Source organism: Nitratireductor aquimarinus (genome assembly GCF_017255295.1).
In the GTDB taxonomy this organism is placed as follows: Bacteria; Pseudomonadota; Alphaproteobacteria; order Rhizobiales; family Rhizobiaceae; genus Nitratireductor; species Nitratireductor aquimarinus.
On the sequence record NZ_JAFKDE010000009.1, the window covers coordinates 15,694 to 27,767 of the forward strand.

A 12,074-nucleotide genomic window follows, 5' to 3' on the forward strand; every position below is an offset into this window, starting at 1 on the left:
TTCCTGCTCTCATGCCGCTCACAATGGCGTCATGGGAACGTTATGGGGAGCGTCACTGGGGAGCATTACGGGGCCTTCCTGAGCGAAGACGCCATGAGCTCTGCCGTAATTTCTGCTATAGTCGCGGTCTTTCATGAAGACGCGCAACGCGATGCTCGCGTGGCGCGTCCAGCAAGAGCTTGCCCCAATGTATCGAACCGTCACCCAATCCATCGAAGTGTGCGCCGAGCCCAGCTATCTGTCGTCCCAGTCGGACCCGGAAAGCCGTCATTTCGTCTGGGCCTATCGGATCACCATCACCAACCATTCGCCCGAAACCGTTCAGGTGGTTTCGCGCTACTGGCACATCACCGATGAAACGGGACGGGTGCAGGAAGTGCGTGGCGAGGGCGTGGTCGGCGAACAGCCGGTGCTGCAGCCCGGCGACAGTTACACCTACACCTCCGGGTGCCCGCTTACGGCACCCTCGGGCATCATGGTCGGACGCTACACCATGCGCGGTCCGCATGGTGCATTCTTCGATGTGGACATCCCGGCCTTTTCGCTCGACCTGCCGGGCGCGGCCGCACGGATCAACTGAAGTCGGCGGGGTCGAACACGTATTCCGTCGAGCAGAACTCGCAGGTCACACGGATGGAGCCTTCATCCGTGCTCTCAGCCAGCTCTTCCGGCGTAAAACCGTCCAGAACCGCCTTGATCTTGTCGCGCGAGCAGGAGCAGTCGTCCAGCACGTTCGTGCCTTCATAGACACGCACGCCATGCTCGTGGAACAGGCGATAGAGAAGCCGCTCCGATCCCACGGTGGGATCGACCAGCTCGGTCATCTCGGCCGTGGAAAGCAGCATGCGCGCTTCCTGCCAGGCATCGTCTTCGGGATGCGTCGAGCCGTCATGGTTCTCGTCGCCGTCACCGCCGTGCAGATCCGCGCCACGCATGCGCTCATGCGAAGCCGGCAGGAACTGCAGGAGAACGCCACCCGCGCGCCAGTGTTCCTGGCCGCCATCGGCGCCCGGCAGAACCATCTTGGCCACGCCAAGCCGCACCTCGGTCGGGATCTGTTCGGACTGGCGGAAATAGGTCTTCGCCACGTCTTCGAGATTGGTGCCGTCGAGCTGAACGATGCCCTGATAGCGCTGCATGTCCGAGCCCTGATCCACCGTCAGAGCCAGAACGCCGGCACCGAGCAGATCTTCAGGCGAATCCTTGCCTGCTTCCACGGCTTCCGCCAGACGGTCCTCATCGAACCGCGCATAGGCGCGCACCGAGCTCGGCGTCGCGAAATCGGCAACCAGCATGTCCACCGGCCCGTCGGAACGGGTCTGAACGATGAACTTGCCCTCGAATTTGAGCGAGCTGCCCAGAAGCACCGTGAGCACGATCACTTCGGCAAGCAGCCGCGCCACCGGTTCGGGATAGGTGTGACGGGCGAGAATCTGGTCGAGCATCGGCCCGAGCTGGACCGCGCGGCCGCGCACATCCAGAGGCTCCACATCGAAGGGCACGACGTGATCGTCGCCGGCGAAGCCGAACTCGCCCAATTTTCTCGCTTCGCTCGTCACCGGGTTAAACACCATGCAAGGACTGCTTTCTGTGCGTGAAGACGGTTTTCAGCCTCGTCAAACACCACTGAATGCGGGCCGTCAATAACCTCGTCGGTCACTTCTTCGCCGCGATGCGCCGGCAGGCAGTGCATGAACAGCGCGTCGGACCTGGCGTGTTTCATCAGCGCTTCGTTCACCTGGTAGGGCATGAACACGTTGCCGCCGCGTGCGCGATGCTCCTGGCCCATCGAAACCCAGGTGTCCGTGACGACACAGTCGGCGTCCGCCACCGCTTCTTCTGCGGTCTTGGTGAAGGTGATGCGGCCACCATTGGCGCGCGCCCACTCGACATATTTCGCGTCCGGCTCGCTGCCCTTCGGCACCGCGATGTTGAGACGGAAATCCATGCGCGCCGATGCCTCGATGAGCGAGTGCAGAACATTGTTGCCGTCGCCGGTCCAGGCGAACAGCTTGTCCTTCACCGGGCCGCGATGCTCCTCGAAGGTGAGGATATCGGCCATGATCTGACAGGGATGCGTATCATCGGTCAGGGCATTGATAACCGGGACCGTCGCATTTTCCGCCAGTTCCAGCAGGCGCTCATGCGCCGTGGTGCGGATCATGATGGCATCGACATAGCGCGACAGAACCTTCGCCGTGTCGGCGATGGTTTCCGAGCGGCCAAGCTGCATCTCCGCGCCGGTCAGCATGATGGTCTCGCCACCCAGCTGACGCATGCCGACATCGAACGACACGCGGGTGCGCGTCGACGGCTTGTCGAAGATCATGGCAAGCGCCTTGCCCTCGAGCGGCTTCTCGCGCTCGCCGGCTTTCAGACGTTCCTTGCGCGCACGCGCATCGTCCAGCATGAAACGCAGGTCCTGCGCGTCCACGGTCGAAAGATCAATGAAGTGGCGAAGACCGCTGGCCATGCCCGTCTCCCTGGTTTTATCAAGCATCGGCTTTTTCGGTCGCGTTCACCGCGGCAGCGGCATCGTGAATGCGCTTCACCGCCTCGCGAATTTCGTCTTCGGTCACGATCAATGGCGGCAACAGACGCAGCACATTGTCGCCGGCCGGCACCACCAGCATCTTCTGGTCGCGCAGGGCGTCCAGAAGGCGCAGGTTCTGCACCTTGCATTTGATGCCGATCATCAGACCTTCACCGCGAATACCCTCGATCACATCGGGGAACTCGTCGGCAACGGCGGCAAGCCCCTGCTTGAGCTGCAGGCCGCGCGCGGCGATGTTCTCGAGGAAACCGTCCTCCAGCACCACATCGAGCACAGCATTGCCGACCGCCATGGCGAGCGGATTGCCGCCAAATGTCGTGCCATGGGTGCCGGGCGTCATGCCCTTGGCAGCCTCGGCCGTGGCAAGGCAAGCGCCGAGCGGGAAACCGCCGCCAATGCCCTTGGCAACCGCCATCAGATCCGGCGTGATCTCGGCCCATTCATGGGCAAACAGCTTGCCCGTGCGCCCGACGCCGCTCTGCACCTCATCAAGGATGAGCAGCAGGCCATGCCGGTCGCAAAGCTCGCGCAGACGACGCATGAAGGCATTGGGAACCGGGCGCACACCGCCCTCACCCTGGATCGGCTCCACAAGGATAGCCGCCGTTTCCGGGCCGATTGCCTTTAAGAGCGCATCTTCGTCACCGAACGGCACCTGATCGAAACCTTCGACCTTGGGGCCGAAACCTTCAAGATACTTCGCCTGTCCGCCGGCAGCGATGGTAGCGAGCGTGCGACCGTGGAACGCGCCCTCGAACGTGATGATACGGATACGCTCGGGCTGGCCGTTCACATGGTGATAGCGTCGCGCCGTCTTGATCGCGCATTCCAGCGCCTCTGCGCCCGAATTGGTGAAGAACACCTTCTCGGCAAAGCTGCTCTCTGCAAGGCGCTCGCCCAGACGGGCCTGACCGGGAATTTCATAGACATTGGAGACATGCCAGAGCTTGCCGGCCTGTTCCGTCAGCGCCTCTACGAGGTGCGGGTGCGCATGCCCCAGTGAATTGACGGCAATGCCGGCAGCGAAATCGAGATAACGCTCGCCATCAGCCGTTTCGATCCAGCAGCCCTCGCCGCGCTCGAATGCGAGGGGTTGACGGGCATAAGTTCCATAAAGCGCAGATTCACGCATCCACACGGTCTCCGCTGAGCCTGAGAATTGGTTCCTGCCTCGCGCGGACGCGCGTGCAGAAGGGTGAAATCAAAATGCCGCCCCAAGGGCGGCACTACGGGATTTATCGGTTGTTTCCGCATAAGTGTCAACGCACGCGGCACGACAGCCAGGTGACACCGAAAACCAGCAAATTGGGGAAAACCCTAAAAAGCGAATCAGCTTACGGTAAGGACTCTTGTCACGGAGTCAGACGATAAGGTAGTTTCTGGTCAAGCAAAAAGACTACATTTTGTGCGGCGGACCACTTCTACCATGATTATATGGTGCTCCCTCGGCTTTGGCTGAGCGAGACTGGATTCGGATTCCGCACGCTGGACAGGAGCGTGTCCCGATGAACTGGACTGACGAAAGAGTCGAAACCTTAAAGAAACTTTGGGCGGAAGGACTGAGCGCAAGCCAGATCGCAGCCCAGCTTGGCGGCGTCAGCCGCAATGCCGTGATCGGCAAGGTGCACCGCCTCAAACTCTCCAGCCGCGGTCGCGCAACGAGCCCGCGCACGCGCCAGAAGAAGGCAGCCACCGCAGCGCCGACCACGACGACGACCACCACGCGTCGTCCGCGCGCCACGCGGCCGACCACGGTGTCCATCGGCGCAACCGCGCTTCAGGCGCAGTTCGACCAGGAGCCGGTGGCCCAGACCTATATCCGTCCGGTTTCGGACGTGGTTGTGCCGATCTCGCGCAAGCTGGAGCTGGTGCAGCTCACCGAAACGACGTGCAAATGGCCGAACGGCGACCCGCTGTCGGAAGAGTTCAGCTTCTGCGGCAACGAAGCCGGCGAGAGCGGCCCCTACTGCGCCTACCATTCGCGCATCGCCTACCAGCCCGCTTCGGAGCGGCGCCGGGCGCGCTGATCGCGAAAGACTTCTCCTCTGCACTACCCGGCTCGCATCATGCGCAGCCGGGTTTTTCTTTGCCTGAGTGAAATCTGAAGCACCGCACGGGCCGAGGGCGCGAGAAGCCCCTCGCCCTCGCCTCAATCAACGGCTACCGGCTTGCTTGCCCGCTCTCGTGGCTAGTTTTCGGGCGCCGCGACAACCCGGTGGCTCTGATCTTCCTTTGGACGCTCGAGCGGTAACTGCCGGCCCGTCACGATGTGATGCACCGTTTCCGCGATATTGGTCGCATGGTCGCCGATGCGTTCGATGTTCTTGGCGCAGAACAGAAGATGGGTGCAGGCCGTGATGTTGCGCGGGTCTTCCATCATGTAGGTGAGCAGCTCCCGAAAGAGCGACGTGTACATGGCGTCGATTTCCTCATCCCGGTCGCGCACGAAACCGATGCGCTCCACGGAACGGGAGGCATAGACATCGAGCACTTCCTTGAGCTGGGTCAGCGCCAGGCTCGCCAGCGCCTCCAGCCCGCGGAAAAGACGGATCGGCTGACTGCCCTCGGTCACCGCAACAACGCGCTTTGCGATGTTCTTGCCGAGATCGCCGATGCGCTCCAGATCCGATGAAATACGAATGGCGCCCACGATCTCGCGCAAATCGTCGGCGACCGGCTGGCGCTTGCCGATGATGATGACGGCGCGTTCACCGATCTCCCGCTCCTTCTCATCAAGGAACAGATCATCCTCGACCACCTTGCGGCCCAGTGCGGCATCCGACTGCACGAGCGCAGCGACGGATTCCGCCACCATGCGCTCAGCATAGCCACCCATGGCTGCAATCTGGTCCGACAGATAGTTCAACTCATCGTCGAATGACCGCATCGTGTGCTGTGTCTGCATGGTTTCAATCCTTCTCAGCCCGGCCTTCTCAGCCCGGTCGGCCTCGTTGCCTGCCATCCCTACTAAGTTATTGTGATGGCGGTAAAATGAAAGTGGTGACGCAATCTGCGCCCGGACTGTTCTGCCTTACCCTGCCGGCGGCACGGGCGGGAAATGAACGGTGAACGAAGAGCCCTCTCCCGGCGCCGATTTCACGGAAAGCCGCGCATCGTGCCGCGTCAGAATGTGCTTCACGATGGAAAGGCCGAGGCCCGTCCCCTTCTGGATCCGGCTCGTTTCGATATCCACGCGATAGAAGCGCTCGGTGATGCGCGGGATGTGCTCTTCGGGAATGCCGGGACCGAAGTCGCGCACCGTGATCCGCACCTCATCCATCGGGCTTGCCTGCTCGGCCGATACGATAACACGCTCACCGTCACTGCCATATTTGCAGGCGTTTTCGATCAGGTTCTCGAAAACCTGAACAAGCTCATCGGAATGCCCTGCGATCAGCATCGGTTTGACACCGAGCTCCGAAACAAACTCGACATCATTCTCGCCGGCAATGTGACGCATGGACTCCATCACGCCCTTCACGAGCTCCACCACATCGAGTTGCGTGCTCGGCTTCTGATAGGGCTTCATCTCCAGCCGTGACAGCGACAGGAGATCATCGATGAGCCGCGCCATGCGCTGCGTCTGGTTCTGCATGATCTGCAGGAACTTTTCCCGCGCCGCCGGGTCATCGCGGGCCGGGCCGCGCAGCGTTTCAATGAAGCCCGCAACGGAGGCCAGCGGCGTGCGCAGCTCATGGCTGGCATTGGCGATGAAGTCCGCCCGCATCCGGTCGATCCGGCGCGCTTCGCTCTGATCCTTGAAGAGCAGGACATAAAGGCCAGTATCATTGCCAATGCGGCTCGCTACCACCCGGTAGGCGCGCTCGACGGGCACCCGCTCCGCATAATTGATCGCGACGGACTCCTCCGCACCCGAGATCACCTTGGCGACCAGCTCATGCATTTCAGGCGCACGGAATTTCAGGCGCAGCGACACGCTCTTCGACACAGGGCCGAACGCAAGATCAGCCGCCTCATTGGCATAGAGTATGCCGCCATTGCTGTCGAAGATGTACAGCGGGTCAAGCACCGCCGCCGCCAGATAGACGGCAGGCAATGAATTGATGTCGCCCTTCTTCGGGCGCGGCTTCTCGGCCTTGCCATTGCTGCGTGCGCCCGCAAAAAGGGCGCCAGCGGCTTTCAGGGCCGATCCGATACGAGCAACAAGACCGCGCTCAACGCCGTCCTGATTTTCCTGCCCATTGTTCTCATTCGCACTCATTACGAAGTCCATTCCCGCGATCGTCAGGCACGCCCGCTTCAGGGTCTCTTGTTATGAAGAAGAATTGTCATTCCGTCTTCACTGCTGGACCTTGTATCAAGCTGCAAATAGCATTGACACTCTCATGATTCAGGATCGGTTTTATGAACAAGCCTTTGGAAAACCCTGCCCTCGAAAAAATCAAACCTTTCAAGCTCACGATTGCAGGCGAGGAAAGGACTTTCGACATTGACGAACCGGACCTTCCTGACTGGGTCAAGGAGCGGGAACTCACAGCCGGCGGTTTTCCATATGACGAAAAAATGGACCGTGACGACTACGAAAAGCAGCTCGAAACGCTGCAGATCGAACTGGTAAAGCTGCAGGCATGGATGCAGAAAAGCGGCGCGCGGGTTATGGCGCTCTTCGAAGGGCGAGACGCTGCCGGCAAGGGCGGCACGATTGCGCGCATTCGCACCTATCTCAATCCGCGCAATGCCCGCAATGTCGCGCTGCCCAAGCCCACCGAGACGGAGCGCGGGCAGTGGTATTTCCAGCGTTACGTCACCCATTTCCCGACGAGCGGCGAATTGGTGACCTTCGACCGCTCCTGGTACAATCGCGGCGGCGTCGAGCCAGTGATGGGTTTCTGCACGCCCGAGCAGCATGAGCAGTTCCTGAACGAAGCGCCCGACTTCGAGCGGGCCATCGTCAATGACGGCATCCATTTCTTCAAATTCTGGCTGAACATCGGCCAGGAAACACAGCTTGAGCGCTTTCATGACCGTCGTCACAGCGCGCTCAAATACTGGAAATTCTCTCCCATGGACGTAGCCGGCATTCAAAAGTGGGACGCGTACTCCCGCGCCCGCGACACCATGCTGGAACGCACCCACAGCGCCCACGCGCCCTGGACGGTGGTGCGCGCCAACGACAAGCGCCGGGCACGGTTGGCGGTCATTCGGCGCATATTGCTCGCCATCGCCTATGACGGGCGTGATCTCGACGCCATCGGCCCCGAAGACCAGCTCATCATCGGCACAGGTCCCGGCTTCCTGGATTAACGGCCAGCTGCATTCAGGAACGGCAATGTCGGGCGGAGACGCCCGACACACGACCTTTCGCCCCCTGCCTGAACGCCCGTTTCAAAAACACCGCCGCAGCCAGGCTACGGCACACCGGCGCTTCAGGATCACACCTGACGCTCCTGAACCTTTCCAACCGGCAAATGACCGCGGCTATGCCGCCTGTGCGGTGTTTTCTCCCAGTGATGCGGGGTCCAGTAGAGCTGCCAGATGCATCGCCATGCGGCCACCGACATCAGGCACCAATAGGCCGGCGTCCATACGATCCGCTTCCAGAAGGCGGGTCGCTCGGTCTTCTGCAAGGTCATCCAGCCGAGCAGCAGAAACGCACCATGCCCGAGAACCACGTTCACTATATCGATATAGAGCAGCGACTGCTGGAAGGCCTGAAACTCGCCGCCCAGCATCAGATAGACGATGACGCCGAATGCGGTCAGGAAGAAAAAGCCATAAGCCAGCGCCGAGAGCACCATCCCTGCGAACAGAACCTGCATGATCACGAAAGAACCCAGCCCCAGCTCGCGCGCGGTCAACTGCGGATTGCGCATATGGACGAGCCATGTCTGCGCCCACCCCTTGAACCAGCGCGTGCGCTGCGGCAGCCATGTGCGCACATCCGTGGGCGCATCTTCCTGCGTCGGGTTCCAGATGACGCTCGCACGATAGCCGAAGCGGCTGAGGCGCGCCCCGAGGTCGGCGTCCTCGGTGACATTGTAAGGGTCCCAGCCGCCCGTCGCTTCCAGCGCCACACGCCGGAAATGATTGGAAGTTCCACCCAGCGGAAGCATCAAGCCGGACCGCGCCAGCCATGGAAGGACCGCCCGAAACAGCGCAGCGTATTCCAGCGCGAACATTGCTGAAATCCAGCTCTCCCGACTGTTGGATATGGTCAGCGGCGCCTGTACACAGGCCAGCTTCTCGTCGGCAGTCTCGAAAGCGTTCCAGGCCTCCACCAGCTGGAACGGATGCGGCCTGTCTTCCGCATCATAAAGCGCCACAAAATCGCCGGAGGTCATCGGCAGGGCGTAGGAAAGCGCTTTTGGCTTTGTGCGCGGCCCCCCCCGCCGGCACCTCAATCACTTCGATATAGGGGCGCAGCTCCTGCGCCCGAAGCGCTGCAAGCGTTTCATGGTCATCCGCCTCGCAGACCAGCTTGATTTCCAGCTTGGCGCGCGGCCACACGATCTTGCCAAGCGACATCAGAAGATCGGGAACGATCTCGGCTTCCTTGTAAAGCGCCACCAGAACCGAATAGACCGGCATGTCAGCCGGCCCGATCGTGGTGAAGCGCGGCCCCGGCGAACGTTTGATACCAAAACCGACAACCACCCGCAGCAAGACGCAGGAAAGGAACGCCAGCGAAAACGCGCCATGGAGCACCAGCAGCGTGGCAGAAGGCGCAAAGACGGCCGCAAAAAGCAGCGACACCACCGCAGCCCCGAGCGCCGCCCCCTGCCAGGCATTGACCACAATGCGCGCCGACATCTCCGGTGCTTCCCTGAAAAGCCGCTCCGTGGCGACCCGCATCAGTCTGCCCCGCGAGCGCCTGGTGATCGCATCCCGCAATGCGCTGGGCTGCACCACGCGAATGCGCTTCGATGCGCGCGGATACCGCTCCACGAAAGAGTGCAATGCGGGAATGTTGAGCTGGTCGGGCGCGATCAGGACAACGGACTGCCCCCGCGCATCGACGGAAAGGCTGACCCGCGCGCCACCACGCTGCGCCAGCGCCGCCAGCCCCTGCCACCCACGCATGACAAGCGCGTCAGCATCGGGATTGGCCAGAAAGGCCAGCCCCAGATTGTCTGCCAGCGCCCGAAAAAGCGCATGTTCAGGCACCAGACCGGACGCAAGCAGCTCCGTCTGAAACGAAACGCCGGCAAGCTTCGCCCGCGCCTCAATGCCGTGCGCTTCCGCTTCGGTGATCGAAAGTGTCTTGAGAATGGGCAGCCAGTCAGCGGCTGGCGATGGTGTTGTAGCGTCAGGCATTTCGCCTGCCCCACCAGAACGATCTGAACCAGATAAATGGCCAGAGGCCCGGTCTGTCTTTGATGTGTTCATCAGATGGTCCATGACAACCACCTAATTCAATGTGGACGCGTTGCTCTCGGCAAAACTGAAACTTCGTTTTCTATGAAATCCGGGCCCAAAAGGCCAAAATTCAAAACACAGTAGCGATACGAAAACGCTCCCAACAATCGAACGATCCATTCACCTCACCATTGAATGATTAATCCATCAATTCGATTTCCCCGCATTTCAGTCTGGATAAATCACCAATCACAGTCAACCAGAAATAGCACTCTGAAAGAAAGGCACGCCCTAGTCGAAGACGCCGCAGCGAATGGCTTCGGCAACCGCATGCACGCGATTGGCTGCACCTAGCTTTGTCTTGGCATTCAGCAGGTGTTTTTCCGCCGTATGCTCGGAAATACCGAGTATCTGCGAAACCTCCCATTCGGATTTTCCGAAAGCCGCCCATTCGAGACATTCTTTCTCTCTCGGCGTCAGGCGCGGCGCTTCCCCGAGGCGATAAAGCGTGTGACCGGGACCAAGCTTTCTCTTGGCCTGCTCGATGTGATGCGTGACCTCGTCATGATCGATGCACAACCGCTCGGAGATTTCACAATGAGAGCGACCACGGGCGGCGAGCTGAAGGCATTCCTTTTCAAGCATGTCCAGGTCGCCATATCGATCCGCGCCGCGCAATCCGAGCGCATGGGCAACGGCACAGGTTGCCGCGAAAGAGACGACACCGAGATCCTTCTTGGAAAGCTCGGCCTCTTCCCCTCCGAAAGACATGATGATCTGGCTGCCTTCGAGGGTAGGAAAAGACATCGCAATGCCGTCAACCAGCTTGAACCCCTTGGCCTCGCTCATCATTTTCGATGTCTGACGGGTTTCCTCGACATCATTCAGGATATCGCGCCACAAAACGGCATTTCCGCTTTCGCGGACATGTTTTACGATCGGGTCATGAAAAATGTATCCGCGCGAGACATATCGGTCGATCCATTCCTGGGGCCAGCTGCTCAGAACGAGGTGCCCAACCTGATCTCCGGGTGCGGCTCCTCTGGGCGGCAGCGTCCCCGCACACACCGTATGCAGCCCGAAACGCTGCGTAAAAGCGATCAGGACGTTGCAAATCGCCGCCGGTGTCTGCGCCTTCTGGATAGCGTCAACAAAAACCCGCGTTTCCCGGAAATCACCCATACATGCCTGTCCCTGCCCCACATTCCTCGCGACTCACCCCCAGAATGCGGACAATTCGCCTTTGTCTTAAACAATAAAGCCTATCGGTAATAACAATGGAATTGTTCCATAGACAAAAAAAATCAGTAGAAGCAACAAAACATAATTCGTCGGCTACTATTCTATGAGAAAAATGCTGCACCGCAACAAGGCAATCCTTGCAATCATTTTGACGCTTGCATCAATACCTGCAGCGGCAGAAGAAGCGACGCCACCAGCCTTCACGGATCCAAAGCAGCAGCTGTCAAAACCGGATATTTCATCGCTTTCCAGACTGCGTTTTCTCACAACGGTCGATTTTTATCCGTTCAATTATCTGGACGAGGAAAACCGGATCAGTGGCGTTCACATCGATCTCGTTCGACAGATATGCGGCGTGCTCGGCATCTCGGAACGATGCCAGATACAGGCGCTGCCATGGAATGAAATCGGTCCGGCGATTGAAAACAGTCGCGCCGAAGCCGTCATCGCCGGACTGGCGATCACCGAGGAGAACCGCGAGCGCTATCTTTTCTCGCGCCCCTATCTGCGTTTTCCGGCAAGGCTTGTGACGCTTCGCTCGGCCCCTCTGGCCGAACCGCTCCATGAAGCGCTGAAGGGCAAGCGCATCGGCGTCATGGATGAAACCGCCCACGAACTCATGCTGCGCGACCTTTTCACGGAGGTGCAAAGCGTCGTCTACACGCGAAACGACTGGCTCCACGAAGATCTGAAATCCGGGAAGATCGATGGCATATTCGGCGACGGGGTGAAGCTGGGCTATTGGCTGGCGAGCAGGGATGCGCAGGACTGCTGCGTCTTTTCCGGAGGCGCCTATTTCGCACCCGAATATCTCGGTCAGGGCCTTGCCGTGGCGGTTCCGAAGGACATGCCGCAACTCGTCGAAGCCATCGACTTCGCATTGCAGAGCATGAATGCGACCGGCGGCTTCACCCACACCTATCTGCGATACTTCCCGGTCGACTTCTACTAGGGGTGCATT

General features: G+C 60.2%; 12 protein-coding genes. 4 read left to right on the plus strand and 8 right to left on the minus strand.

The window, feature by feature from the left end; genetic code table 11:
• Window positions 1-187 precede the first annotated feature (187 nt).
• Window positions 188-580: a Co2+/Mg2+ efflux protein ApaG gene (gene apaG / locus JYP46_RS15980; RefSeq protein ID WP_113154011.1), complete on the plus strand. Its 393-nt coding sequence runs from the start codon at window positions 188-190 to the stop codon at window positions 578-580.
• Here the strand turns inward: apaG and JYP46_RS15985 are convergent.
• The 3 genes from JYP46_RS15985 to JYP46_RS15995 are packed head-to-tail and all read right to left on the minus strand — an operon-like array spanning window position 573 to window position 3,686.
• Complete coding sequence (locus JYP46_RS15985) at window positions 573-1,574, minus strand: Hsp33 family molecular chaperone (protein ID WP_113156146.1); 1,002 nt, start codon at window positions 1,572-1,574, stop codon at window positions 573-575. The two genes, apaG and JYP46_RS15985, sit on opposite strands and share 8 nt — an antisense overlap.
• A complete protein-coding gene (argF, locus tag JYP46_RS15990) occupies window positions 1,556-2,473 on the minus strand; it encodes an ornithine carbamoyltransferase (protein WP_113154010.1) in 918 nt (305 codons plus the stop codon). The genes JYP46_RS15985 and argF overlap by 19 nt, the downstream gene beginning before the upstream one ends.
• A gap of 19 nt (window positions 2,474-2,492) precedes the next feature.
• Entirely contained in the window at window positions 2,493-3,686 is a 1,194-nt protein-coding gene (locus JYP46_RS15995) for an aspartate aminotransferase family protein (RefSeq protein WP_206548679.1), read from the minus strand.
• A 373-nt stretch (window positions 3,687-4,059) separates the two neighbouring features.
• On the opposite strand from JYP46_RS15995, the gene JYP46_RS16000 reads away from it, so the two are divergent.
• Window positions 4,060-4,581, plus strand: coding sequence for a GcrA family cell cycle regulator (locus tag JYP46_RS16000; RefSeq protein ID WP_113154008.1), 522 nt, complete (start codon window positions 4,060-4,062; stop codon window positions 4,579-4,581).
• Between the two features lie 161 nt (window positions 4,582-4,742).
• Here JYP46_RS16000 and phoU read toward each other — a convergent pair whose 3' ends face one another.
• Together phoU and JYP46_RS16010 are read right to left on the minus strand one after the other, a co-directional pair.
• Window positions 4,743-5,459 (minus strand): phosphate signaling complex protein PhoU, encoded by a 717-nt coding sequence (gene phoU, locus JYP46_RS16005; protein ID WP_113156145.1) that lies wholly within the window; start codon window positions 5,457-5,459, stop codon window positions 4,743-4,745.
• A gap of 126 nt (window positions 5,460-5,585) precedes the next feature.
• Complete coding sequence (locus JYP46_RS16010; RefSeq protein WP_113156144.1) at window positions 5,586-6,776, minus strand: ATP-binding protein; 1,191 nt, start codon at window positions 6,774-6,776, stop codon at window positions 5,586-5,588.
• A gap of 143 nt (window positions 6,777-6,919) precedes the next feature.
• Between JYP46_RS16010 and ppk2 the strand changes: the two genes are divergently transcribed.
• Window positions 6,920-7,819, plus strand: coding sequence for a polyphosphate kinase 2 (gene ppk2 / locus JYP46_RS16015; RefSeq protein ID WP_206548680.1), 900 nt, complete (start codon window positions 6,920-6,922; stop codon window positions 7,817-7,819).
• A 128-nt stretch (window positions 7,820-7,947) separates the two neighbouring features.
• On the opposite strand, the gene JYP46_RS22110 is transcribed toward ppk2, so the two are convergent.
• From JYP46_RS22110 to JYP46_RS16025, 3 genes are all read right to left on the minus strand, one after another.
• The gene (locus tag JYP46_RS22110) at window positions 7,948-8,856 is read right to left on the minus strand and encodes a glycosyltransferase family 2 protein (protein WP_236042246.1); all 909 of its coding nucleotides are present in this window, start codon (window positions 8,854-8,856) and stop codon (window positions 7,948-7,950) included.
• On the minus strand, window positions 8,825-9,829 hold the full coding sequence (locus tag JYP46_RS22115) for a glycosyltransferase family protein (protein WP_222474188.1): 1,005 nt from the start codon (window positions 9,827-9,829) through the stop codon (window positions 8,825-8,827). The genes JYP46_RS22110 and JYP46_RS22115 overlap by 32 nt, the downstream gene beginning before the upstream one ends.
• Before the next feature lie 333 nt (window positions 9,830-10,162).
• Complete coding sequence (locus tag JYP46_RS16025) at window positions 10,163-11,053, minus strand: helix-turn-helix transcriptional regulator (protein WP_113154005.1); 891 nt, start codon at window positions 11,051-11,053, stop codon at window positions 10,163-10,165.
• 172 nt (window positions 11,054-11,225) lie between these two features.
• Here JYP46_RS16025 and JYP46_RS16030 point away from each other — a divergent pair, with 172 nt between their 5' ends.
• A complete protein-coding gene (locus JYP46_RS16030) occupies window positions 11,226-12,065 on the plus strand; it encodes a transporter substrate-binding domain-containing protein (RefSeq protein ID WP_206544501.1) in 840 nt (279 codons plus the stop codon).
• Window positions 12,066-12,074: the final 9 nt, after the last annotated feature.